Raw genomic sequence first — 22,678 nt, 5'->3', positions numbered from 1 at the left:
GCGACGTCCGCTGGACCGCACCCACCGGCCACACCTACATCACGCAACCGACGAGCAGACTGCTGTTCCCCGACTGGGATTGCACCACCGCCGCCCTGCCACCCCCGACACGCACAAGACGCCGCACAGCGCACCCGGGTATCACCATGCCCATCCGCAAACGCACCCGCGACCAAGACCGCCAACAACACATCAACGCCGAACGCGAACACAACGCCCTGCAACGCACCCTCGGGAAACCCCCACGAAAACCACCGGTATAGAGGTGTCGCCGCACTGAGGGCCACGCCCACGCACTTCTATGGCTGCGCGGCGCCGATACGACCCAGCAGACCCAGGTGTGGCGGGCTCCAGCCCAGTAGCTGCTGAGTCCGCTCACTTGAGGTCGGATTGTCCAGCGAGGCAACCCATCCGGCCAAGCCAAACTGCTCGGTGGCCTGCCGCGGGGAAACGTTGACCGCTGGGTGGGCGCCAACCGGGCCACCAAAGCACGGACCCCCTTGTCAGCCAGCGGGAGCGCCGCAACCTCCGCCGATGCTGTTGAGCCCGGCTTGCTGAGCCTGGGGTGGGGCTCGGTGATCCGTCAGCTCGCGGCCGGGCTCGGGATCACGCTCGACAAGATCCCCGAAGACAACGCCGCGGCCGTCGTCGTCAAGCAGGTAGCCCGCCTCGCGAGGACTTGTGCCCGGACTGGTCCAGCAGGCCGAGCCCGGCATATGCAGCTTGTTCGACACACCTCGTGTCACTGGCAAAGGGCTGTACGCTTCATCCATCCGACAATCCAACCGAGGTTAAGGACCAAGGGATGAAGTCACGTTTCACCGTCGCCGCACTGCTCGCAGCCGCAGGTGCCGCTGGGGCCATCATGGCCGCACCGCTGGCGTCGGCTGAACCCACCACGAACTGCACGCAGGCGGGCAACGTCGTTTCCGGTACCAGCACTGTCTGCCAGAGCCCGGGCAACGCCCAGATCACCAGCTCGCCCGGTCAGCTCGGGGAGACCCAGTGGGGCATGTGGCCGTGGGGTGGAGGCATGTGGGTTCTCTGACCCCGGCATGAAGGCCTCGATCAAGGTTCTGGCACCGCCGCTGACAGCCGTCGCGTTGTCGGCGGCGGTGTTCCTTTCTCCGGCCGCGACCGCACAGCCGCAGTGCGGGAACGTGTCGCCGCAGACCACTCGGTGCACCACCAGCGGGGGCAGCAACCAGATTGTCACGACGCCGCCGGCCATGGGGCAACCCACCTGGCCCGGCTTCATGTATCGCTACTGGGACTACCCGAACTACGTCGTGCAGTTCCCATAAAAATGCCTGGTCAACGGGTTTTTTGAGGCGTAGGATCGACTCATCGATCGGAGCGATCATGAGTAGGTCAACACTAGTCTTCACCCCGCCGCTGACAGCCCTGGTGCTGTCGGCGGCGGTTCTGTTTTCCCCGGCGGCACTCGCCGCGCCGGACTGCACCAATGTCTCGCCGCAGACCACCCGGTGCAGCACCAACGGCAGCACCTCCATCTACACCTCGCCACCGCCACTGGACTACGGCTGGCCGGGCTGGGGCTACGGCTGGGGTTATGGCTGGGGCGGATCCGGCTTGATCATCGGGTTCGGGTAGTTCGTCACGGAGATTTCGGCTAACCTAACTTTCTGATTCGTTGACGCGGACAGAGAGTTGGGGCATTGAGCCAGGCCACCAAGACGCCACTGCAATCCGGGTTCGTGCTGCTCGGGCCGGCGTTTGTTGCTGCCATCGCCTACGTCGACCCCGGCAACGTGGCCGCCAATGTCAGCGCCGGAGCGCAGTTCGGCTTCCTGCTGGTCTGGGTGATCCTGCTGGCCAACGTGATGGCCGGGCTGGTGCAATACCTGTCGGCCAAGCTCGGCCTGGTGACCGGGCGCTCGCTTCCCGAAGCCATCGCCGACCACACCCGCAGGCCCACCCGCATCGCGTACTGGCTACAGGCCGAATTGGTGGCCATGGCAACCGATCTCGCCGAAGTGGTGGGTGGAGCCATCGCCCTGTACCTGCTGTTCGACCTGCCGCTGCTGGTGGGCGGCATCATCACCGGCGCCGTGTCGCTGGGTCTGCTGTTGATACAGGACCGTCGCGGACAGCGCATGTTCGAACGGGTCATCACGGGCCTACTGCTGGTCATCGCCATCGGATTCATCACCAGCTTGCTGGTGCAACCGCCGTCGGTGGCCGAGGTGGCTCCGGGGTTGATCCCCCGATTCGACGGGGCCGAGAGCGTGCTGCTGGCCACCGCAATGCTCGGTGCGACGGTCATGCCGCACGCCGTCTACCTTCATTCCGGGCTGGCCCGGGATCGCCACGGCAATCCCGCCGCCGGGGCACCCCGGCGCCGACTGCTGCGCATCACCAAGTGGGATGTCACCCTGGCCATGCTGGTCGCCGGCGCGGTGAACCTGTCGATGCTGCTGGTGGCAGCCACCCATCTGCAGGGCCGTGAGAACACCGATTCCATCGAAGGCGCACACGCGGCGGTCCAGGACACGCTGGGCCCGACGATCGCACTGTTCTTCGCGATCGGCCTGCTGGCGTCGGGGTTGGCGTCGACGTCGGTGGGCGCCTACGCCGGCGCCATGATCATGCAGGGCTTGCTGAAGGTGTCCGTCCCTATTCTCGTGCGTCGGCTGGTGACCTTGATCCCTGCGCTGATCATCCTCGGGGTGGGTTTCGATCCGAGCCGCGCGCTGGTGTTGTCGCAGGTGGTGCTGTCCTTCGGTATCCCGTTCGCGTTGATCCCTCTGGTGCGGCTCACCAGCTCCCGCACCTTGATGGGCGCCGATGTGAACCAGCGGCTGACCACTGTTCTGGGCTGGGCGGTGGCCGCACTGATTAGTCTGTTGAACGTGGTGTTGATCTATCTGACGGTGACGGGCTGAGCTTGGCGGTGCGTCATCTCTACTTCGCGTACGGGTCCAACCTGTGCGTGCAGCAAATGGCGCGCCGGTGCCCTGATGCCGTGTCGCCGCGGCTGGCCACCCTCGCCGATCACGACTGGTTGATCAACGAACGTGGTGTCGCCACCATCGAACCGTTCGCCGGATCCCAAGTGCACGGCGTCATCTGGGACGTGTCGGATCGCGATCTCGCCACACTGGACAGCGCCGAAGGTGTGCCGGTCCGCTACCGGCGCAACCGGATGACGGTCGATACCGAGGCCGGACCGACCACGGTGTGGGTGTACGTCGATCACCGGGTCGAACCCGGCGCGCCACGGCCGGGCTATCTCGAGCGGATCATCGACGGCGCACGACAGCACGGCCTTCCCGAGCGATGGCTCGAGTTCCTGCGGCGCTGGGATCCGGTGCACTGGCCTCGCCAACTGGGTCCCGCGTCTCCGGATGCACCCACGTCACTGTCGGCGCTGCTCGCCCAACCCGGAGTGCGCGAGACCAGCACCCTGCGGTCGACGTTCGGCTTCATGGCGATTCACGGCGGTGGACTCGAGCGGATGACCGACGTCATCGCCGAACGTGCGGCCGATGCCGCCGGCGCGTCGGTATACGTGGTGCATCACCCCGACCACTACCCACACCATCTCGCGTCGGCGAAGTACGTTCCGGCGGAGTCGACACGGCTGCGCGCATTCCTGGACCACGTCGACTCGGTCATCTCGGTGCACGGTTACGGCCGGCTCGGACGCAGCACACACCTGCTCGCCGGCGGTGGTAACCGAACACTGGCCGGCCATGTCGCCCGGCACGTCGACGTTCCCGGCTACCAACTGATCACCGACCTCGACGACATCCCCGGTGAGTTGCGTGGACTGCACCCCGACAACCCCGTCAACGTGCCTGTTCGCGGCGGCGTACAACTGGAACTCTCGCCTCGCGTGCGTGGCATCAGCCCGCGTAGCGCCATGCCCGGGGACGACGGGCTCTGCCCCGCCACCTCCGCGTTGGTCCAAGGGCTGGCCGAGGCCGCCCGGAGCTGGCGCTGACCTTCCGGCCACCTGCTGTTCACGTTCTGTTCGACGCCCAGCTTTCTTGTTGGTCAATGCCAGCCAATTCGGTTGGTGGACAACTAGAGTGAGTCCATCTCGGCTATTGGAAGGTTGTAACGCGTTGCCTCGGAACTCACACACCCCGTCCGTCGACAGTCGGTCCCTGGATATCGCCAAAGGTGTCCTGGTGGCATTCCGCGGGTGTACCCCTGACGAAGCTTTCACCGAACTGGCAGCCGTCTCCAAGCAGAACGGGCTCGGCACCCTGGCGCTGGCCCGCGCGCTCGTACAACTCGCCGAAGGTTCACTCGGCCTGGTCACCGGACCCGCGGCCGAGGCCGCCGCGCAGACCTGGGGCCATCTGGTCGACAGAGCCCGGGGCACTGCCAGCGTCGCCTGAACCAGCCCTGGCCGCTCTCGACGAAGCACCGGAAAATCTGACGTGACCCATCCGGTGGGCCGCCAACTCCGAATACCAGATGTGCGGTTCAACGAGACGAGCAAACGGTCAGTCGTGCTCACCGGCAGCGGTGCGGCGGGGATGGAATCCGCCGCCCCGGCGCTGTATCGCACCCGTGTCACCCACCTGCGCCGCGCACCGGTGCACCACTATTTCGAGCACAAGAGCTACAGCTGGTATATCGACATCGACGAACCGCCCCGATTGCCGCGGGCGTTGCGGCCCTTCGCCCGATTCGAGGCCGGCGATCACTTCGAGGCGCCGGCGGAGGGCCCGGACACGTTGCGCCGGCGTGTGGAGACCTTCCTTGCTCGCCATGACGTCCATCTGCCCGGAGGCCGCATCACCGCGCTGATGAACGCCCGAGTGCTCGGCTACGTGTTCAACCCGCTGAGCCTGTTCTGGTGTCACGACGCCACCGGCGAGGTGCGCGCTGTCATCGCCGAGGTACACAACACCTACGGCGACCGGCACGCCTACCTGTTGCCGCCTGATCAGGGTCAGCCGGCGGTGGTGCCCAAGCGGCTCTACGTATCTCCCTTCAATGACGTCGACGGGCACTACCTGGTTCGGGCACCGCGCCCGGAGCAGGATCTCGACGTCACGATCTCCCTGCACCGCGACAATCACCCGGCATTCATCGCGACCCTGCGCGGCAGCAGGCGCAAGGCCAGCACCGGCAACGTGGCCGGGTTACAGATCACCGCACCACTGGCTCCGCTGATGGGTGCGTTGAGTATCCGGGTGCAGGGCATCACGTTGTGGCTGCGCCGCGTGCCTGTGGTGCCGCGCCCGCAAGGCTGCCCCGTCACCCCCGCGCGTGTCCTCGAATCCGAGGAGGTTCACCAGTTGTGAGCGGGACACCTACCTTCGGTGGCGACTGACATGACGGCTCTCGCCTTGCCGCCCGTTAGGCTCATGCACGTGACGGACCTCGACGCGCTGTTACGCCAGGTGGCGCGACGCGATGCCGACGCGTTCGCAGCGTTCTACGACACCACCCGCGCACGGGTGTACGGCCTGGTCACCAGGGTTCTCCGCGATCCCGGGTACAGCGAGGAAACCACCCAGGACGTGTACTTGCAGGTGTGGCGCTCAGCCGAGAATTTCGACCCCGCCGCCGGCTCGGCCCTGTCGTGGTTGATGACCTTGGCGCATCGACGCGCCGTCGACCGGGTGCGTTCCGAGCAGGCGGCGACGCTGCGTGAATCCCGCTACGGCGCGGCCAACGTCGAACCGGCCAGCGACCACGTCAGCGACGCGGTGATCCTGAGCGAGGAACGCCAGCAGGTGGTCGCCTGCCTCGACGGGCTCACCGACCTGCAGCGCCAATGCATTCAAATGGCGTATTACGACGGACTGACGTATGTGCAGGTCTCCGAACGACTTTCGGCGAACCTGGCCACCGTCAAATCTCGGATGCGCGACGCGCTGCGTGGCCTGCGCAACTGCTTGGGGCTGCGATGACCAGGCCGATCGACGACGACGTGATGGATCTTGCGGTGCCCTACGCGCTGCACGCACTCAGCGACGACGAACGCACCAACGTCGAGGCAAGGGTGGCGCAGTCCGGTGAGGCGCAGGCGTTCTACGACGAGGTGCGTGCCATCCGTGAGGCCATGGCCACGCTCTCGGCCGCCACCGCCATCGATCCCCCTGACTCGTTGCGCGCCGCGGTGCTCTCGGCGGCCGCCTCCGACGGGGTACGGACATTGCCGCAACGCCGCAACTGGCGTCAGATTGCCCTGGCGGCGGCCGCGGTGGTGGTCATCGGCCTCGGCGCACTGGGTGTCGGCATGGCGCTGCGCCCTGCAGCTGCGCCGTCGCCAGCGGAGCAGATCTTCGCCGCTCCGGACGTGCGCACGGTGTCGGGCGAACTGCCCGCAGGCGGTCAGGCCACGCTGGTGTTCTCGCGTGAACGCGATGCGGCCTACCTGGTGATGAACAACGTGCCGCCCCCCTCGGCGGGCACGGTGTATCAGATGTGGTTGCTGCGTGACGGCCAGGCGGTGCCGGCGGGCACCATGGATTCAGCGGCGGTCACCCCGTCCACCACTGCGGTGGTGCCCGATATCGGGGACTCGACGGCGCTGGCGTTCACCGTCGAACCTCCGGGCGGCTCCCAGCAACCCACGAGCGAACCGTTCGCGAGCCTGCCCCTCACCTGACCGTGGCGGCCGCCACCTCCGCCAGCACGTCGTTGATGTCGTGGGCGCGCCGCCAGGCCCGGCGTTGTCGCATGGCGCCGTTGCCGTCCTGCAGCACCCGGCCCACCTCTGCGACGACGTACTCGTAGTCACCGGCGGCTTCCAGCGCCGGGCGCAGCTCTTCGACGAACGCGTGCAGAAGCGACGGCATCAGGCCTTCGGCACCGTCGCGGGCGCATCGCCAATAGGTGGCGTGCAGAAGGTGATCCGGCACGGCGCGGTCGAGATCGGGGCGGTTCAGCACGGTCATCACCGCGCCGCGGGCCAACGTGGCCAGCAGGGTGGCGTCCGCCGCGGTGGCGCAGACGTCCGAAACCCGGATCTCCACAGTGGGGAACTTCGCCGACGGGCGGGCGTCCCAGTACACCATGCCGTCATCGAGAATCGCTCCCGCGCTCTGCATTTCGGCGATGGCGTCGTCATACTCGGCCGCCGACTGCAGGTGCGGCGGTGGGCCGGCACTCGGCCAGCGGGCCCACAGGATGCTGCGCCAGCTCGCATAGCCGGTGTCGGTGTTGCGGTAGATCGCGGAATTGGCGCTCACCGCCAGCAGCAGCGGCAGCCACGGCCGCAACCGCGTGCAGACCCGGACCGCGGCGTCACGATCAGGCACCGCGACGTGGACGTGGCACCCGCTGATGCCCTGCTCGTGGGCGATCATGCCGAACTCCTCGGCGATGCGGTGGTAGCGGGGCTTGTCGGTGATCGGGAACTCGTGCGGCACGGTAGGAGGCAGGGCCACGGCCAACAGGCGGGCGTTCGCCTTCTCAGCGGCTTCGGCGGTGAGCCGCCGCAATCTCGTGACCTCCGCGAACACGTCGTCGCGGTTGTCGAGAACACCTGTGGCGGTCTCCACCTGGCAGGTGGTGAGCTCCATCTGCAGTTCCACGTCCTGCTCGGCGGCGTGACGGGCGACTTCGGAGTTCTTCGCCACAGGCGCCCCGGTATCCGGATCCGCCAGCAGGAACTCTTCCTCGACGCCGATGGTCGGCGGGTCACCGAATGCAGTGGTCATCGCGGCGGAATACACCAATGCCGGTGCGGTCAAACGCCGCGCGCGTAGCATCACAGCCGATGAGCCAGAACTTCCGCTTCGGCGTGGGTGTCAACCGGGTGCATTCACGGACCGCGCTGATCGAAAATGCCAGGCGTTTCGAGGATCTCGGCTACGACGTTTTCATCGTGCCCGACCATCTGGGAGCCATTGCGCCGTTCCCGGCGCTGGCAGCGGCCGCGGCGGTGACGTCGACCATCCGGCTGGGTACCAACGTTCTCAACGCGGGGTTCTACAAACCGGCGCTGTTGGCCCGCGACGCGGTCGATGTGGACCTGATCAGCGACGGCCGGCTCGAACTGGGGCTCGGCGCCGGGTACGTCCGCGAGGAGTTCGAAGCCGCTGAGCTGCCCTACCCGAGTGCGGGCCAGCGGGTCACCCACCTCGAACACGTCGTGGGATACCTACTTGAGCACCACCCGGCGATACCCCTGCTGGTGGCCGGCAACGGGGACCGGGTGCTCACGCTCGCGGCGCGGCAGGCGCAGATCGTGGGGCTGACGGGCTCCGACGTGGGCAAAGGCGTCGACGATCCGCTTGCCGAGCGCGTCGACTTCGTGCGGACCGCGGCAGGTGACCGCTTCGACCAACTCGAGCTGAACCTGACCATCACAGCGTCCCCCGAGGACGACTCCGGCAAGCCCGATCTGTTGTTCACCCGGCGTTACGCGCCAAATGCCACCCACGAGGAGCTACTGGCCATGCCCGGAGTGCTGTCGGGCACCCCACGTGACATGGCCAACCAGCTGTGCCGGTTGCGCGATGACTACGGCATTCCGTACTTCACCGTGATGTCGCGCCAAGCCGACCAATTCGCGAAAGTCATAGCAGAACTGCGCTGACACCCACGGTTTACCTGTGGTTCACCGTGGGTACAGCGCAGTCCATGTTCACGCAGCGGATCACGAAGGCCCTCGCGTGGGTCCGGGGATATCCCGCCGGGACCGTACCGCGCGGCCATGTTCCCCTCATCGCACTGTGCGGCGGCTCCTCGAACGGCCACGCACGGCGTCCTTGAGCTTCTCGCCGGCCGTCCGGACGCTGACGTTGAGCCGGTCCGCCCTGCCCTCAGCCTGAAGGCGGCGGTTTCCGGTTGCTTTGCCCACCTTTTCCTTTGCCATGCCGGCGAGCTTGTCGACCTTGATCCATGCCTTGTCTGCGGTACTCATGGCTTCAGAGTTACCGACGATGCGGCGGCTGAAACACCCCACGGCGCCGAGTACACTCCCACCGTCGCCCCCGTAGCTCAGGGGATAGAGCACGGCTCTCCTAAAGCCGGTGTCGCAGGTTCGATTCCTGCCGGGGGCACTAGTTCGATGCGCACGGCTCGCTCGGCTGGTAGCCGCACGATTCAGGACGACGCAAACTCTTGGCAGGTCAGGGTGGTGCCGCCATCCTGAATCCATCGTGAAGTTCCTGCTGCTGACGCTGATTGCGCACCACCCCGACCCGGCCACCGGGCAGAAGCGCAGCGCTGCGGCGAGGCTGCGTGAGGTGGTCGAGGCGGCAGTGCTGGCCGAGGAGCTGGGGTTCGACGGGTTCGCCGTCGGCGAGCGCCATGAGGATCCGTTCATCTCGTCGTCTCCCCCGGTGCTGTTGAGTCATATCGCGGCCAGGACATCGACGATCGCGCTGTTCACGGCGGTGACGACGTTGAGCCTGCTGGACCCGGTGCGCGCGTTCGAGGATTACTCCACGCTGGACAACCTGTCCGACGGCCGGCTCGAGCTGATCATCGGCAAGGGCAACGGTGCCGCCCAGGCCGAGCTGTTCCACGTCACCACGGACGACCAGTGGGACCGCAACCGCGAGGGCTACGAGCTGTTCCGCCGACTCTGGGCCGACGAGCACGTCACCTGGTCGGGTCGGTTCCGTCCCGAACTCAACGACGCCAAGGCACTACCCCGGCCGCTGCAACCGAAGATCCGGATCTGGCACGGCAGCGCCACCAGCATCGACTCCGTCGACCTCGCCGCTCGGCACGGTGACCCGATCTTCTCCGCCAACGTCACCAATCCCATCGAGCCGTACGCCGAGCTGATCCGGCATTACCGCGACCGCTGGGAGTTCTACGGCCACCGGCCCGAGGACGCGCTCGTCGGCGCCGGCACCGCAGGCTTTCACGTGGCATCCACCTCCCAGCAGGCCATCGACGAGTTCCGGCCCACCTTCGAGACCCGGCTGGACTTCCAGCGCCGGGTCGGGCTGCCGATCGTGTTCGAGACCATCGAGGACTTCATCGACCGCAGCTCGGCGCTGATCGGCTCACCCGAACAGGTCGTCGACAAGGTGGGCCGCTACCACCAGCAGTTCGGTCACGAGGTGATCCATCTGAGCGCCGATACCGACGGTGTGACGGCCGTCCAGAAACGCCGCAGCCTCGAACTCTTCCAATCCGCCGTCGCACCCGTGCTGCGCGCGCAGATTCCGAGCAGACCGCTTATCGCGCAATCAGAAAGGACATCCATCTCATGACCGACTGGAACGAGTGGCACCGGGAGCGGGAACGTTACTACGGCGATCCCTTGGGTTGGGTCAGCATCACCGGGCTGTACTGGCTCTCGGAGGACTTCGAGACCATCGCCGATCTGCCAGGCAGGTGGCGAGCTGACGCGGACGCGGTGTACATCGAGGGCATCGAGGGAACGCAGCGACTCGAGCCCGCCGAGGGTGCGCCGGGTCTGCTCGTCGAGGACGGGGACCGCCGCATCGAGGTGATCCGCCGTACCGGTTCGGTGGCGCTCCGGGTACATGACCCGAAATCCCCGCATCTGCAGTCCTACACCGGCATCCCCACCTATGCGCCCGATGACCGGTGGCGCGTCGGCGCCACGTTCACCCCGTACGAGAAGCCCGTCACCGTGACCACCGGTGCGGTGGTGGAGGGGCTCGAACACCACCACACCGCAGTCGGCACCATCGACTTCGAGATCGACGGGGCCGCACAGCAATTGGTTGCGTTCGGTAAGGCGGCCACGGGTCTGCAGGTGCTGTTCACCGACGCCACCAGTGGGGTGACGACGTACCCGGCGGCGCGGTCCTTGTCGATCGACGCACCGGACGACGGCGGCGCGGTGATCCTGGACTTCAACCGCGCGGCCAACCTGCCGTGTGCGTTCACCGACTACGCGACCTGCCCGGTGGCGCCGGCCCAGAACCGGTTGCCCGTGGCCGTCGAGGCGGGCGAGAAGACACCGCGATGAGCCGGGTGCCGTTGTCGGTCCTGGACCTGTCGCCGATCAGCGAGGGCTCCACGGCGCGGCAAGCCCTGCGCAACACTGTCGACCTGGCCCGCCATGCCGAGCAGTGGGGATACCGCCGCTACTGGGTGGCCGAGCACCATTTCGTGGCGGTGGCCAGCGCGTCGCCTGCTGTGCTGATCGGCCTGATCGCCGCCGCCACCAACAGCATCCGGGTGGGCTCGGCGGCCGTCCAGGTGGGTCATCACACGGCCGCGGCGGTGGTGGAGGCATTCGGCACCATCGACGCCCTGCACCCGGGCCGTATCGATCTGGGGTTGGGCCGCTCGGGGCAGCGTCGCGCAGAAGCGTTGCGCGGCAGGGAGGAACCGGCCACCCAGGAGGCCAGAACCATTGAGGGCATCCCGTTTCCCGCACCGTTTCGCACCACGGAGCTCATCAAGTCCGAACGGTTCGCCGCCATCGGATCGGTGCTGCAACAAGGCGCCGACATCCCTGATTTCGACACCCAGCTCGACGACATCCTCGCTCTGCTCGGCGGGACCTTCCGCACCAAGGAACTGCACCTGTCCGCGACCCCGGGCGAGGGTGCCGACGTCCAGGTGTGGCTGTTCGGCAGCAGCGGCGGCCAGAGCGCGCAGACCGCCGGGGCACGCGGGTTGCCGTTCGTGGCCAACTATCACGTGAGCCCCGGAACCACCCTTGATGCCGTGGCGGCCTACCGCCGGGCTTTCCGGCCCTCCGCGGTCCTCGGCGCACCGTACGTGGTGGTCTCCGCAGATGTCGTGGTTGCCGAAACAGGTTCGGCAGCAGAACATCTGGCCAAGCCGTTCCCGCAGTGGGTACACAGCATCCGCAGTGGCCGCGGCGCCATCCCCTACCCGGACCCCAACACCGTCGAGGCCCTCACACCCGAGCAGACCGCGCTGGTACAGGACCGGATCACCACCCAGTTCGTCGGCACTGCCGACACGGTGGCCGACAAGCTGGATCGGTTGCAGCGCGCGACGGGCGCCGACGAGTTGGTGGTGACCACCATGACCCACGACCACCGGGACCGCCTTCGGTCCTTCGAACTACTGGCAAAAGAATGGGGCCCGACATGACCGCCACCGACACACCCACCGCCACCGTGATCAGCGGGACCAGCCCTCTGGCCGACGGCTTCCGCAGCCGGTTCTTCAGCGCCGAGGACTATCAACGGTTTCATGCCCGCGCCGCGAGGTACGACTCCGAAAACGCCTTCTTCGCCGAAGATTTCGCCGAACTGCTGGACGCCGGCTACCTCAAGGCGTCGCTGCCGGAACGACTCGGCGGCCACGGGCTGTCACTCGAGGAGTTGACCGACGAGCAACGGCACCTCGCGTACTGGGCGCCGGCCACCGCACTCGCGGTCAACATGCACCTGTACTGGGGCGCCTCGGCCGCCAAAGCCGCCGAGCGCGGTGTGGCCGACGTCGGCTGGCTGCTCGACAGCATCGCCGCCGGGCAGGTATTCGCCGCGGGACACGGCGAACACGGCAATGACGTCGGCCTCGACGACGCGCAGGTGCGCGCGGTTCCGCAACCGGACGGTTCCTACCGCATCACCGGTCGCAAGGTGTTCACCTCGTTGTCGCCGGTGTGGCACCAGATCGGGGTGCATGCGCGCGACGACTCCGATCCCGCCAATCCCAAGATCGTGCACACTTTCGTCGATTGTGACGATCCCGGTGTCCGCATCGAGGAGACGTGGAATGCCCTCGGTGTGCGGGCCACCGCCAGCCACGACACCGTCTTCGACAACGCTCACGCCGACGCGCACAAGACCGTGGCCGTGCATCCGGTCGGGCCCGACTACCCCGATTACGTTCTGCTGCTGCTGGCCTCGTACCTCCCGTTGCTGTCCAGTGTGTATTTCGGCATTGCCCGCCGCGCCCTCGACCTCGCGATCCAGGGCGCCCAGACCCGGACCTCGCTGCGGGCCGACGTAGCGCGGCACGCTCAGAAGCCCGCGGTGCAGCGGCAGATCGCCCAGGCCGAGATCAAACTGGAGGCGGTGTCGGCCTTCCTGACTTCGACCACCCACTACGACGAAGGACCATGGCCGTTCTTGCGCTCCCTGGCGGCCAAGGAGTTCGCCACCACCACCGCGCGCGAAGTGGTGGACATCGCGGTCCAGGTGGTGGGTGCGGCTTCTGTGTCGAAACGCCATGAGCTGGAACGACTTTTCCGCGACGTGCGCACCGGGTCACTGCACCCGCCGAACACCGACGCGGTGTTGGAGGTCATCGGCGCGGCTGCACTAAGCTCACTGTGATGGAGACATGGGATGCCATCCGAGCGCGGCGCAACGTCCGGACCTACCGGCCCGATCCGATTTCGGACGCCGACCTCGACCGCATTGCCGAAGCGGGGTGGCGGGCACCGTCGGCGCGCAATCAGCAGCACTGGGACTTCGTGATCGTCACCGACCGTGAGCAGCTGCAGCGACTCTCGACGGTGTGGCAGGGCGCCAAGCACATCGCGTCGGCGCCGGCGGCGATCGCGCTGGTGATCCCCGAGCCCACGGATGAACGCAGCAAGCTCATCGACCGGTACGACCTGGGCCAGGCGACACTGGCCATGACCATTGCCGCCACGGACCTCGGCATCGGCACCGGCCACTCCTCGGTGGGCGAGCAGGAACTCGCCCGCGACATCCTCGGGGTGCCGGAGGGCTACCTGGTGGCCTTCCTCCTCGGTATCGGATATCCCGCCGACCGTCCGCTGAAGCCGATTCTCAACCCGGACCGGCGGCCATTCGACGAGGTGGTACATCGCGGCCGCTGGTAGGCCGTTGCCGGGGAGGCGGACAATGGTGGCATGCATCCCACCGACCCCTGTCCGTGCGGCAGCGGCGAACCTTTCGGTTCCTGCTGCCAGGCTATTCACCACGGCGAGCTCCCAGAGACCGCCGAGCAGCTGATGCGCTCGCGGTACAGCGCGTACGCCGTGGGCAACATGGACTACATCTGGCAGACCTGGCACCCGACCACCCGGCCCGTGGTGTCGATGCCCGACGCGGTACTGCCGTGGGTCAAGCTGGAGATCGTCGACACCGTGGGCGGCGGGCCCGGCGACGACGAAGGCGTGGTGGAGTACAAGGCGCACTACCGCGACGGTGAAGGGACCTCGGCACTGCACGAGCGCTCCCGGTTCAGTCGCAGAGCGGGCCGCTGGTTCTACGTCGAGGGCGACCTCTACGAGTAGTCAGGCGCCGATCCGCAAACGTTGCGGCACCACACCGCCGAACCGCTCGCGCAGCGTGGTTTCGGCGTAGGCACCACGAAACAGGCCGCGGTCACGCAGGATCGGGACCACTTCGTCGACGAAGATCTCCAACCCGTCGGGGAACACATCGGGCATCAGGTTGAACCCGTCGGCGGCACCGGCCAGGAACCAGCGTTCGATGGTGTCGGCGACATCCTCCGGGGAGCCGACGATCACCCGATGACCGGCGCCGCTGAATTCGCGCACCGCCTCCCGCAGGGTCAGATCGCGGCTTTCGATGAGCCGCACCACCGATTCCCGAAAGCCAAGGGAGGCACCGAAATTGGTGGGGTCGGCCACCGCACCCAGCAGGTGCTTGGGCACCGGTGCATCCAGTGGGTGACCGGTCAGGTCCTCTCCCAGCACCTGCGAGAGCCGTTCCAGGTCATGGCCTTCCGGCAACAGCGCGTTCTGTTCGTCGTAGCGCCGCTGCGCCTCGGCGCGGGTGCTGCCGATCGTGGTGATCAACCCCGGCAGGATCTTCACCGCGTCGCGGCTGCGACCGTGGGCCACCGCGACGTCCTTGACGTAACGGTAGTGGTCGATACCGGCGCCCAGATCGAGTTCGGCGGAGAACACCGCATCCGCCGACCGGCCCGCGAGGTCCCGGCCCTGCGGTGAACCACCGGCCTGAACCAGCAGGGGGTGCCCCTGCGCCGACCCACCCTGCGGCAATGTGCCTTGTACGGTGAAGAATTCGCCGCGATGATCGATGCCGCGGCCACCGAAGGCCGCGTCACGCCACAGCGCCTGCACCACGTCGACGAATTCGGCGGCCCGCCGGTACCGGACGGCACGGTCGGGGTAGTCGGCGAGGCCGAAGTTGCCGCCGGCGGCCGGTGAATAGGTGGTCACGACGTTCCACGCCAGCCGCCCGCCGCTGAGCTGGTCCAGCGACAGCAGACGATGCGCGAGCTCCACCGGATCGTTGAACGTCGACGACAGCGTGCCGATCAGCCCCAGGTGCTCGGTTTCGGCGGCGATGGACGCCAGGATCACGCTGGGCTCCAGCGCCTGCGACGGGCGCAGCGCCGGATGTTCACGCAGCGCCGGACCGTCGGCCAGGAACAGCGCGTCCAGGGTCCCCCGCTCGGCCAGGTGCGCCATCCGCACGTAGTAGCCCGGATCGGCGAACGCGGTCGGCGCCTCGGTGGTGCGTTGCCACGAGCGGGTGTGGATTCCGAGGTTGAGGACGTTGACGTTCAGAATCACGTGCCGGGTCACAACCGACCTCCCGGATTGACGGCGCCGCTGAAGGCGAGTGGTTTGGTGGACAGATCGGGCTCCAACGGAACGGCTGTCCCCAGGCGCTGCCGCAGTGTGCCCCGGCGATCGGTGCCGATGAGGCCCCGCTGGTGCGCGACAGGCAGGATTTCGTCGAGCACCCGGTCCAGTTCATGGACGCCGACGCGCGCGAGGATCCCGGCGACGGGCGCGCTGAGCCCGTTCAGCGCCTCGGTGAGCCGTTCGGCGCCGCGCACCCGTACCACGGCCGGAACCTCGGGCAGCGGGTCGCCGTGGTCGATCACCACGAGGTCCGCGCCACCGACGCCGGGACCGGCCCACACCGGGAGGTCGCCCTGCACCGAACCGGGGACGTTCATGGGCCCGGAGATCCGGTAGGTGTTGCGCACATCGGCGCGGCGAATCTGGCTGGTGTCGGCGAACACCCCTGTCTCGTGGTCGGCGATCACCGACGACAGCGGCCACGTCCGCCACAGCGCGCGTACCGCCGCGACCGCGTCGGTGGTGTGCGCCGGGTCGAGCGATCGCTGAGTCCAGCTGTCCTGCAGGGCGTTCAAGGCGATACGGCGATCGGCCTCCAGGGTCAGCCACCCGGCCCGGCCCTGCGCCGCGTGATCGACCGACAGCAGTCGGCGCGCGAGGTTGTAGGGGTGGTCCCGATGCGCGGCGGCGGCCACCACCACACCGAGTTCACGGCTGTGCCGGGCCGCGATGGTGGCGATCACCGTCGGGTCGAGGTTCACCGAGTGCACCGGTTCGTCGCGTCCGGCGCCGATCACCCAGTAGGAAACCCCCGCGGCATCGAGCCTGCGGGCCAGCTCCGCCGGGGCGCGGGCACCGATTCCGTCACCGACGATCTCGATGCCGAAGGATGGAGACGACATCTGCTCGACGGTACGTCCGGATCTGCCGCAGCCAATCGTTGCGATCACCGAAAGCCGAAGTCGCCGAGTCAGTTAAGCCAGCGGTTCACAGTCGGCTTAAAACTCCTAAAGTCAGGAACTGTTCCCCACTCACCGGCACGCGGATACCTTGCCGCAGGTGTTCAGATTCGCGTTGCGACGCATCGGCCAGTCGATCGTGGTGATCGTCCTCGCCTACACCGCGGTATTTTTTGTGCTCAACGTGCTGCCGGGTGATCCCATCGAGACGCAGATCTCCAATCCGGAGAACCCGATCTCCGACGACGAGGCGCAGGCATTGCGTGACTACTACCGCCTCAGCGACCCGGTGATCGAGCAGTTCGGCATATCCGTCCAGCGCCTGTTCCAGGGTGATCTCGGCTATTCACTCAACAGCGGCCAGGAGGTGTCGCGCCTGCTCGCACACGCCTTGCCGTCGACACTTGCGCTGGCCGGCGTGGCGTTCCTGTTGGCCGCCGCGCTGGGCTTCGTGATCGCGCTCACCGCGGTGTTCGCCCCGTGGCCCGCGGCCAGGGAGATCGCCAGGTCCATTCCGCCGGCGTTCCTGTCGATACCGGTATTCGTCACCGGCCTCATTGCGCTGCAACTGTTCTCGTTCAGCCTGGGCTGGGTGTCGGCTGTGGAAGATCAGGGACTCAGTTCCACGGTACTGGCGGCACTGCCGCTGGCGCTGCCAGTGGCCGCACCGATAGCCCAGGTGCTGATCCAGGGCCTGAGCAACGCCTCGGAGCAACCGTATGTCGAGGTGCTACGCGCCAAAGGCCTCGGTGAGGACCGGGTGATCTTCGGGCACCTGCTCAAGAACGGCTCCATTCCCACCGTGACCATCGTCGCGATCACCGTCGGCGAGTTGCTGGCCGGCTCGGTGATCACCGAGACCATCTTCAACCGCACCGGCATCGGTTATCTCACCGAAACCGCCGTGCGCAACCAGGACACCCCGATCATCCAGGCCGTCGTGATCACCGTCTCGGTGACCTTCGTGGTGATCAACCTGCTGGTGGACCTGGTCTATCCGTTGATCGACCCCCGCATCGAACGCCTCGTTCGCCAACCCCAGGCGGTGCCCGCATGACTGTCGTCGAAGCCCTCCCCCGGCTGAGTCTGCCCCGGTTCTCCCGGCGGCTCTCGATCAGCTGGTGGGACATCCCACCCCTGGTGTTCTTGCTGCTCGTGGCGGCCATGATCGTCGCACCCGGGCTGATCGCGCCCTACGACCCACTACAGGAGAATCCCGGCGACGCGCTCGCCGGGCCCAGCCTGGCCCATCCGTTCGGCACCGACTACATCGGCCGGGACCTGCTGAGCCGGGTGGTGGCGGGCACCGCGGCCACGATCGCGGGCTCGTTCATCGCCGTGGTGATCGGCCTGGTGGTGGGCACCGCGCTGGGGCTGGTGGCCGCTTACTTCGGGCGCGCCACCGACAGCATCATCAGCCGCATCGTCGATGTACTGCTGTCCATCCCGACGCTGCTGCTGAGCATCACGATCATCGTGGCACTGGGCTTCGGAACGGTGAATGCGGCCATCGCCGTAGGGGTTTCGTCCATCGCGGTGTTCGCCCGGCTGGCCCGGTCAGAGGTGCTGGCCACCCGCAATCTGCCGTTCGTCGAAGCCAGCGAGCACCTGGGCGCCGGGCACCTGACGCTGTTGTTCCGCCACGTGCTGCCCAACTCGTATTCCGCGGTGCTGGCGCTGGCGGCGCTGCAGTTCGGTACCGCGATCCTGGCGATCGCCTCCCTGAGTTTCCTCGGCTACGGGGCGCAACCTCCCGAACCCGAATGGGGACTGCTGATCTCGGAGGCACGCAACTACATCAACTCCAATCCCGGCTTGGTGTTCTTCCCCTCCCTGGCCATCGTGCTCACCGTGATGAGCCTGTCCCGGCTCGCACACCTCATCCGAAAGAAGGTCGGCTGACATGAGTTCACTGCTGTCGGTATCCCAGCTCACCGTGCAGTACCACCGCGGCCCGGTGGTGGATGAAGTGTCGTTCGACGTGAACGCCGGCGAAGTCGTGGCGGTGGTCGGGCAATCCGGTTCCGGCAAGTCCACCATCGCCCGCGCCGTGCAGGGACTGCTGCCGCACAACGGGCGCGTCACCTCCGGGGAGATCATCCTGGACGGCCGCCCCGTCACCGCGCTGTCGCAGCGGGAATGGCGTCAACTACGCGGAACCACAGTCGGTTTCGTGCCGCAGGATCCACTCGGTTCACTGGACCCCTTGAAGAAGGTGGGCCATCAGATCGCCGAGGTGCTGGTGGTGCACGACCTCGCCTCCCGCTCCCAGGCGCGCACCCGCGCCATCGAACTGCTGGCACAGGTCGGTATCCCGGATCCGGCGCGCCGCGTCGACGCCTACCCCCACCAACTCTCCGGCGGACAACTGCAGCGGGTGCTGATCGCCATCGCGATCGCCGGGGACCCGAAGCTGCTGATCGCCGATGAACCGACCTCGGCACTCGACGTCACAGTGCAGCAGCGCATCCTCGAACTGCTCGACGAATTGCGCGCCGAGCGTGGTCTCGGCATCGTCTTCATCACCCATGACCTGGCACTGGCCGAACACCACAGCGACAAGGTAGTGGTGCTGCGTGACGGCCAGGTCCGTGAAACCGGAATCACCGCAGCTGTTTTGGGCGACCCTCAGGACGACTACACCCGTCAGCTGATCTCGGATGCCCCCGCGCTGTCACCGGACAAGTACCACCGGGTCTCCCCTGCCGCGGACACCGAGCCGATCCTGCAGGTGCGTGGCCTGGTGAAGCGATTCGGTGTGACGGCAGCGCTGGACGCGGTGTCCTTCGAGGTGCACACCGGCACCATTCACGCGCTGGTCGGTGAATCCGGATCCGGTAAGACGACGGCGGCCCGGGTGCTGGCGGGGCTCAGCGGTTTCGACGACGGTGAGGTGCGCGTCGACGGTGTGACCCGCCGGGCCGGCACCCGGTTCGGTGCCGCCGAGCAGCGGGCCCAGGCGCGGGTACTGCAGATGGTCCACCAGAACCCCCTGGCCGCACTCGATCCGCGCTTCACCGTCGAGGAAGCCGTCGGAGAACCGCTTCGGATCAACCGGATCGGTTCGCGGGCAGAACGACGTGTACGTGTGGCCGAGGCGCTCGACCGGGTGGGATTGCCCGCGACACTGCTGGGCCGGACACCGCGGGAGGTGTCCGGCGGGCAGCGGCAACGGGTGGTGCTGGCCCGGGCCCTGGTGTTGCGACCACCGGTCCTGGTGCTCGACGAGCCGACCTCCGCACTGGATGTCACCGTGCAGGCACAGGTGGTGGACCTGCTGGTCGAACTCCAGCGGGAGCTTTCTCTGACGTATCTGTTCATCTCCCACGACCTGAGCCTGGTCCGCCAGATCGCCGACGAGGTGAGTGTGCTCGAGCATGGCCGGCTGGTCGAAAGCGGGCCGGTGGCACAGGTTTTCGCCTCACCTACCCAGGCCTACACACAACGGCTGCTCGAGGCGGTCCCCGGATCCCTGGTACGGGCAGCATGAAGTACCTCATCACCGTGCTGGTGGCCGCGCTGCTCGCCGGCTGCACCGTTGACCGACTCGAACCTGCCGACGCCGGCGCGCCCCGGGGTGGCAACCTGGTGTACCTGGACGCCGAGGCCCCGGCCTCGCTGCAGATCCAGGTCAGTTACTGGCAGAACAGCCTGCTCAAAGACCAGATGCTGGACCGGCTGGTCTACCAGGATCCCACGACGTTCGAGTTCGTGCCGTGGATCGCGCAGAGTTGGACGGTCAACGATGCCGCCACCGAATACGAGTTCGTGATCCGCGACGGGGTGAGCTACAGCAACGGCCAACCGCTGGATGCCGAATCGGTGCGTCGTAATCTGCAGTGGCAGGCCGACGGCGACAAACCGAAGGGCATCACCCGCAACTCCTACTTCCCCAAGGTCAAGTCCATCACCGCAGACAACAGCACCCGCACCGTGAAGGTGTCGCTGAACGAGCCGTACGCACCGTTCATCGCCGTGCTGACGCTCAACACCGCGGGATTGGTGGCCGACGCGACCATCGAGGCCACCAAGGAAGAGCAGTCGGTGGTCACCAACCTGATCGGTTCGGGCCCGTTCTACGCCGAGTCCGAGATCCCGGACAAGAAGATCGTGCTGGCCAAACGCAAAGGCTATGACTGGGCGCCGGCGACGGCCCCGCATCAGGGTGAGGCATACCTCGACACCATCACCGTCATCCCGGTCACCGAGGACAGTGTTCGGGTGGGCGCGCTGCGGGCCGGCCAAGCCGATGCCATCCGCTACACCCAGCCGCCGGACGAACAACTGCTCACCGACGAGGGTTTCGACGTCCTCGGGTTACGCACGCCCGGGCTGGCCAACACCCTCGACGTCCGGCAGACCGCGCCGTACATGTCGGACATCAACGTCCGCAAGGCAATCGGCTTCGGCATCGACCGCAACGAGATCCTCAGCACGCTTTACACCGACAACTGGAAACCGGCGCAGAACATCGTCACCAAGAACTTCCCCGGCTATACCGACCGCAGCGACGCGGTGCGCTATGACCACGACGCGGCGGTGCGCCACCTCGAGGCCGCCGGCTGGACGCAGTTCGACCAGGACGGCTACCGGGTCAAGGACGGCAAGCCGTTGTCGGCGTTGATCTACGTCGATGTCTATGACCACACCGCCAAACCCATGTACGAGCTGATCCAGCGCCAGCTGCGCCGCATCGGTATCCGTCTGGATATCCGGCAGACCGATTTCGCCAACTATCCGACGGCCAGCATCGAGGATTCGGTGGCCCTGCGGCGCAACGGATGGCCCACCGCCGACCCGGTGCGGCTGTGGCAGAACTACGGCAGCGAGTTCGGTGACCTGTATGCGCTCAACGGGTCCGACCCGAACATCGACCGGCTGCTGCAGGAGCAGATCACCGCGACCGATCCCGCGCAACGGCTGAAGGTGTTGCAGGAATACAACAACTACGTGATCGACAACGCCTACTCGATCCCCCTGCTCGAGGACACCCAGATCTTCGCCGTCGCGCCGCGGGTGCACGGTTTCGCCAACGCGGCGAACTCCGTACCGTGGTTCTACGGCGCGTGGATCGGTGAGGAACGGGACGCGACCGGAAGGGATTCCACCGCATGACATCGGTACTGGAGGGCACGGCAGTGGACACCGTTCTGCGCGAGATCGCGGCCGACTACCGTCGCCGCCTGCTCGAGGGCGGTACCGAGCCACCGCACCGCGGACTGGAACTGGTGCGCAGTCACCGCATCGGGGCGCTGCGGCTGGATCCCGGACTCGGCGGCGCCGGGTACACCGTGCCGGAGTTCTTCGACTTCCTGATCAGCCTTGCCGCCGCAGACCCGGACCTCGCGCACATCCTGCGGGTGCACTTCGCGATCGTCGAAGATCTGCACCGCCTCCCCCGCCAGCCCGGCAGCGACCGCTGGCTCGCGGTGGTGGCGTCCGGCGGTCTGATCGGCGGCGCCAGTTCAGAGCTCAGCAGCCACCAGGTGGGAGGCCAGACCTACGACACCGCGTTGGCCGGCACCGGCAGCGGGTTACGGCTGCGCGGACGCAAGTTCTACAGCACCGGCGCGCAGTTCTCCGACTACCTGCGGATCACCGCCCAGGACGACGCGGGCGCGTCGGTGTCGGTGGTGATCCCGGTGGACCGGGCCGGTGTCATCCACGCCGATGACTGGGACGGCATCGGGCAACGTCACACCGGCAGTGGCACAACCATTCTCGACGACGTCGAGGTGTTCGACGGTGAGGTACTGCGGTTTCCCACCACCGTGGGCGTGGACCGCCGCCGTGGCGCCCTGCTGCAGCTGTACCTGCACACCATCGCCGCGGGCATCCTGCGTTCGCTGACCGCCGACGCCGCCGAACTCGTGCGCAACCGTGGCCGCACCTACACTTTCGCCGCTGCCGACACCCCACCGGCGGACCCGCAGCTGCTGGAGGTGGTCGGGGAGATCGACGCGGTGGCCTACACCGCGCAGGCACTGGTGCGCAGTGCCGCAGCCGAACTCGCTCCCGCGCTGGACGCTGCGCGCAGCACCGGGCTGGTACCCGAGTTGGAGGTCGCCGCGTCGATCGCGGCCGCACGGGTCAAGGTCGCCATCGAGGAGCCGGCGTTGCGGGCCGCATCGCGCATCTTCGATGCCGGCGGCGCGTCCTCGACGCGCGCCTCGGCGCACCTGGACCGGCACTGGCGCAACCTGCGGACGTTGTTCTCGCACAACCCCACTGTGTACAAGGCGCGGGTGCTCGGCGATATCGCCGTCAACGGCGGGGCGCTGCCGGACTCCGGTTTCTTCTGATTCCGGCA

At 67.2% G+C, this 22,678-nt stretch carries 25 protein-coding genes, 1 tRNA gene and 1 pseudogene; 23 read left to right on the top strand and 4 right to left on the bottom strand.

Features of this window, described 5'->3' with window-relative positions; translation table 11 throughout:
- The 10 genes and pseudogenes from AC3A6P_RS30840 to AC3A6P_RS30795 all read left to right on the top strand — a co-directional run.
- Positions 1–263 (top strand): annotated as a pseudogene (locus AC3A6P_RS30840) (hypothetical protein); the annotation flags it as partial.
- 542 nt (positions 264–805) lie between these two features.
- Positions 806–1,048, top strand: a complete 243-nt coding sequence (locus AC3A6P_RS30835; RefSeq protein WP_487696181.1) for a hypothetical protein — start codon at positions 806–808, stop codon at positions 1,046–1,048.
- A 7-nt stretch (positions 1,049–1,055) separates the two neighbouring features.
- Positions 1,056–1,304, top strand: coding sequence for a hypothetical protein (locus AC3A6P_RS30830; protein ID WP_487696180.1), 249 nt, complete (start codon positions 1,056–1,058; stop codon positions 1,302–1,304).
- A 58-nt stretch (positions 1,305–1,362) separates the two neighbouring features.
- Positions 1,363–1,614 (top strand): hypothetical protein, encoded by a 252-nt coding sequence (locus AC3A6P_RS30825; RefSeq protein ID WP_487696179.1) that lies wholly within the window; start codon positions 1,363–1,365, stop codon positions 1,612–1,614.
- Positions 1,615–1,679: 65 nt separating this feature from the next.
- Positions 1,680–2,906, top strand: coding sequence for an Nramp family divalent metal transporter (locus tag AC3A6P_RS30820; protein WP_487696178.1), 1,227 nt, complete (start codon positions 1,680–1,682; stop codon positions 2,904–2,906).
- A gap of 2 nt (positions 2,907–2,908) precedes the next feature.
- A complete protein-coding gene (locus AC3A6P_RS30815) occupies positions 2,909–3,967 on the top strand; it encodes a poly-gamma-glutamate hydrolase family protein (protein ID WP_487696177.1) in 1,059 nt (352 codons plus the stop codon).
- A complete protein-coding gene (locus tag AC3A6P_RS30810; RefSeq protein WP_487696176.1) occupies positions 3,864–4,370 on the top strand; it encodes an ANTAR domain-containing protein in 507 nt (168 codons plus the stop codon). The genes AC3A6P_RS30815 and AC3A6P_RS30810 overlap by 104 nt, the downstream gene beginning before the upstream one ends.
- A gap of 141 nt (positions 4,371–4,511) precedes the next feature.
- Positions 4,512–5,285, top strand: a complete 774-nt coding sequence (locus AC3A6P_RS30805; RefSeq protein ID WP_487696187.1) for a DUF1365 domain-containing protein — start codon at positions 4,512–4,514, stop codon at positions 5,283–5,285.
- 30 nt (positions 5,286–5,315) lie between these two features.
- A complete protein-coding gene (locus AC3A6P_RS30800; protein WP_487696175.1) occupies positions 5,316–5,897 on the top strand; it encodes a sigma-70 family RNA polymerase sigma factor in 582 nt (193 codons plus the stop codon).
- Positions 5,894–6,598 carry an anti-sigma factor gene (locus AC3A6P_RS30795; RefSeq protein ID WP_487696174.1) on the top strand — a complete coding sequence of 235 codons (705 nt, stop codon included), beginning with the start codon at positions 5,894–5,896 and terminating at the stop codon, positions 6,596–6,598. Before AC3A6P_RS30800 ends, AC3A6P_RS30795 begins: the two co-directional genes overlap by 4 nt.
- On the opposite strand, the gene AC3A6P_RS30790 is transcribed toward AC3A6P_RS30795, so the two are convergent.
- A complete protein-coding gene (locus AC3A6P_RS30790) occupies positions 6,591–7,652 on the bottom strand; it encodes a glutamate--cysteine ligase (RefSeq protein ID WP_487696173.1) in 1,062 nt (353 codons plus the stop codon). The genes AC3A6P_RS30795 and AC3A6P_RS30790 overlap by 8 nt on opposite strands.
- Positions 7,653–7,711: 59 nt before the next feature.
- Here AC3A6P_RS30790 and AC3A6P_RS30785 point away from each other — a divergent pair, with 59 nt between their 5' ends.
- Positions 7,712–8,533 carry a TIGR03621 family F420-dependent LLM class oxidoreductase gene (locus tag AC3A6P_RS30785; RefSeq protein WP_487696172.1) on the top strand — a complete coding sequence of 274 codons (822 nt, stop codon included), beginning with the start codon at positions 7,712–7,714 and terminating at the stop codon, positions 8,531–8,533.
- Positions 8,534–8,659: 126 nt separating this feature from the next.
- Here AC3A6P_RS30785 and AC3A6P_RS30780 read toward each other — a convergent pair whose 3' ends face one another.
- Positions 8,660–8,860, bottom strand: coding sequence for a CsbD family protein (locus AC3A6P_RS30780; RefSeq protein ID WP_487696171.1), 201 nt, complete (start codon positions 8,858–8,860; stop codon positions 8,660–8,662).
- Positions 8,861–8,926: 66 nt separating this feature from the next.
- Here AC3A6P_RS30780 and AC3A6P_RS30775 point away from each other — a divergent pair.
- From AC3A6P_RS30775 to AC3A6P_RS30745, 7 genes are all read left to right on the top strand, one after another.
- Positions 8,927–8,999: transfer RNA gene (locus AC3A6P_RS30775), tRNA-Arg, on the top strand.
- A 99-nt stretch (positions 9,000–9,098) separates the two neighbouring features.
- Positions 9,099–10,166 carry an LLM class flavin-dependent oxidoreductase gene (locus AC3A6P_RS30770; RefSeq protein ID WP_487696170.1) on the top strand — a complete coding sequence of 356 codons (1,068 nt, stop codon included), beginning with the start codon at positions 9,099–9,101 and terminating at the stop codon, positions 10,164–10,166.
- Positions 10,163–10,894, top strand: coding sequence for a DUF1684 domain-containing protein (locus tag AC3A6P_RS30765; RefSeq protein WP_487696169.1), 732 nt, complete (start codon positions 10,163–10,165; stop codon positions 10,892–10,894). Before AC3A6P_RS30770 ends, AC3A6P_RS30765 begins: the two co-directional genes overlap by 4 nt.
- Positions 10,891–11,997, top strand: a complete 1,107-nt coding sequence (locus AC3A6P_RS30760; RefSeq protein WP_487696168.1) for an LLM class flavin-dependent oxidoreductase — start codon at positions 10,891–10,893, stop codon at positions 11,995–11,997. Before AC3A6P_RS30765 ends, AC3A6P_RS30760 begins: the two co-directional genes overlap by 4 nt.
- Positions 11,994–13,190: an acyl-CoA dehydrogenase family protein gene (locus AC3A6P_RS30755; RefSeq protein WP_487696167.1), complete on the top strand. Its 1,197-nt coding sequence runs from the start codon at positions 11,994–11,996 to the stop codon at positions 13,188–13,190. Before AC3A6P_RS30760 ends, AC3A6P_RS30755 begins: the two co-directional genes overlap by 4 nt.
- On the top strand, positions 13,190–13,705 hold the full coding sequence (locus tag AC3A6P_RS30750) for a nitroreductase family protein (protein WP_487696166.1): 516 nt from the start codon (positions 13,190–13,192) through the stop codon (positions 13,703–13,705). The genes AC3A6P_RS30755 and AC3A6P_RS30750 overlap by 1 nt, the downstream gene beginning before the upstream one ends.
- Positions 13,706–13,735: 30 nt before the next feature.
- On the top strand, positions 13,736–14,122 hold the full coding sequence (locus AC3A6P_RS30745) for a YchJ family protein (RefSeq protein ID WP_487696165.1): 387 nt from the start codon (positions 13,736–13,738) through the stop codon (positions 14,120–14,122).
- Here the strand turns inward: AC3A6P_RS30745 and AC3A6P_RS30740 are convergent, their stop codons facing one another.
- Together AC3A6P_RS30740 and AC3A6P_RS30735 are read right to left on the bottom strand one after the other, a co-directional pair.
- The gene (locus AC3A6P_RS30740; RefSeq protein WP_487696164.1) at positions 14,123–15,406 is read right to left on the bottom strand and encodes an NtaA/DmoA family FMN-dependent monooxygenase; all 1,284 of its coding nucleotides are present in this window, start codon (positions 15,404–15,406) and stop codon (positions 14,123–14,125) included.
- Positions 15,403–16,311: an LLM class oxidoreductase gene (locus AC3A6P_RS30735; protein ID WP_487696163.1), complete on the bottom strand. Its 909-nt coding sequence runs from the start codon at positions 16,309–16,311 to the stop codon at positions 15,403–15,405. Before AC3A6P_RS30735 ends, AC3A6P_RS30740 begins: the two co-directional genes overlap by 4 nt.
- Before the next feature lie 157 nt (positions 16,312–16,468).
- Here AC3A6P_RS30735 and AC3A6P_RS30730 point away from each other — a divergent pair, with 157 nt between their 5' ends.
- From AC3A6P_RS30730 to AC3A6P_RS30710, 5 genes are read left to right on the top strand one after another with little or no spacing between them, the layout of a single operon-like run.
- Entirely contained in the window at positions 16,469–17,425 is a 957-nt protein-coding gene (locus AC3A6P_RS30730; protein ID WP_487696162.1) for an ABC transporter permease, read from the top strand.
- Positions 17,422–18,270: an ABC transporter permease gene (locus tag AC3A6P_RS30725; protein WP_487696161.1), complete on the top strand. Its 849-nt coding sequence runs from the start codon at positions 17,422–17,424 to the stop codon at positions 18,268–18,270. The genes AC3A6P_RS30730 and AC3A6P_RS30725 overlap by 4 nt, the downstream gene beginning before the upstream one ends.
- Position 18,271: 1 nt before the next feature.
- A complete protein-coding gene (locus AC3A6P_RS30720) occupies positions 18,272–19,858 on the top strand; it encodes a dipeptide ABC transporter ATP-binding protein (RefSeq protein WP_487696160.1) in 1,587 nt (528 codons plus the stop codon).
- A complete protein-coding gene (locus tag AC3A6P_RS30715; RefSeq protein WP_487696159.1) occupies positions 19,855–21,483 on the top strand; it encodes an ABC transporter substrate-binding protein in 1,629 nt (542 codons plus the stop codon). The genes AC3A6P_RS30720 and AC3A6P_RS30715 overlap by 4 nt, the downstream gene beginning before the upstream one ends.
- Positions 21,480–22,670 carry an acyl-CoA dehydrogenase family protein gene (locus AC3A6P_RS30710; RefSeq protein WP_487696158.1) on the top strand — a complete coding sequence of 397 codons (1,191 nt, stop codon included), beginning with the start codon at positions 21,480–21,482 and terminating at the stop codon, positions 22,668–22,670. The genes AC3A6P_RS30715 and AC3A6P_RS30710 overlap by 4 nt, the downstream gene beginning before the upstream one ends.
- The last annotated feature ends 8 nt before the right edge of the window (positions 22,671–22,678 follow it).

The organism is Mycobacterium sp. Soil_C_30 (assembly GCF_057656995.1).
The sequence above is the reverse complement of the archived record's forward strand: the minus strand, read 5'-3'. Positions and strand labels throughout refer to the sequence as shown.

Coding starts and splice junctions, on each gene's coding strand:
- AC3A6P_RS30835 (WP_487696181.1), top strand. CDS start 806: ATGAAGTCACGTTTCACCGTCGCCGCACTGCTCGCAGCCGCAGGTGCC.
- AC3A6P_RS30830 (WP_487696180.1), top strand. CDS start 1,056: ATGAAGGCCTCGATCAAGGTTCTGGCACCGCCGCTGACAGCCGTCGCG.
- AC3A6P_RS30825 (WP_487696179.1), top strand. CDS start 1,363: ATGAGTAGGTCAACACTAGTCTTCACCCCGCCGCTGACAGCCCTGGTG.
- AC3A6P_RS30805 (WP_487696187.1), top strand. CDS start 4,512: ATGGAATCCGCCGCCCCGGCGCTGTATCGCACCCGTGTCACCCACCTG.
- AC3A6P_RS30800 (WP_487696175.1), top strand. CDS start 5,316: ATGACGGCTCTCGCCTTGCCGCCCGTTAGGCTCATGCACGTGACGGAC.
- AC3A6P_RS30795 (WP_487696174.1), top strand. CDS start 5,894: ATGACCAGGCCGATCGACGACGACGTGATGGATCTTGCGGTGCCCTAC.
- AC3A6P_RS30790 (WP_487696173.1), bottom strand. CDS start 7,652: ATGACCACTGCATTCGGTGACCCGCCGACCATCGGCGTCGAGGAAGAG.
- AC3A6P_RS30785 (WP_487696172.1), top strand. CDS start 7,712: ATGAGCCAGAACTTCCGCTTCGGCGTGGGTGTCAACCGGGTGCATTCA.
- AC3A6P_RS30780 (WP_487696171.1), bottom strand. CDS start 8,860: ATGAGTACCGCAGACAAGGCATGGATCAAGGTCGACAAGCTCGCCGGC.
- AC3A6P_RS30765 (WP_487696169.1), top strand. CDS start 10,163: ATGACCGACTGGAACGAGTGGCACCGGGAGCGGGAACGTTACTACGGC.
- AC3A6P_RS30760 (WP_487696168.1), top strand. CDS start 10,891: ATGAGCCGGGTGCCGTTGTCGGTCCTGGACCTGTCGCCGATCAGCGAG.
- AC3A6P_RS30755 (WP_487696167.1), top strand. CDS start 11,994: ATGACCGCCACCGACACACCCACCGCCACCGTGATCAGCGGGACCAGC.
- AC3A6P_RS30750 (WP_487696166.1), top strand. CDS start 13,190: ATGGAGACATGGGATGCCATCCGAGCGCGGCGCAACGTCCGGACCTAC.
- AC3A6P_RS30745 (WP_487696165.1), top strand. CDS start 13,736: ATGCATCCCACCGACCCCTGTCCGTGCGGCAGCGGCGAACCTTTCGGT.
- AC3A6P_RS30735 (WP_487696163.1), bottom strand. CDS start 16,311: ATGTCGTCTCCATCCTTCGGCATCGAGATCGTCGGTGACGGAATCGGT.
- AC3A6P_RS30725 (WP_487696161.1), top strand. CDS start 17,422: ATGACTGTCGTCGAAGCCCTCCCCCGGCTGAGTCTGCCCCGGTTCTCC.
- AC3A6P_RS30720 (WP_487696160.1), top strand. CDS start 18,272: ATGAGTTCACTGCTGTCGGTATCCCAGCTCACCGTGCAGTACCACCGC.
- AC3A6P_RS30715 (WP_487696159.1), top strand. CDS start 19,855: ATGAAGTACCTCATCACCGTGCTGGTGGCCGCGCTGCTCGCCGGCTGC.
- AC3A6P_RS30710 (WP_487696158.1), top strand. CDS start 21,480: ATGACATCGGTACTGGAGGGCACGGCAGTGGACACCGTTCTGCGCGAG.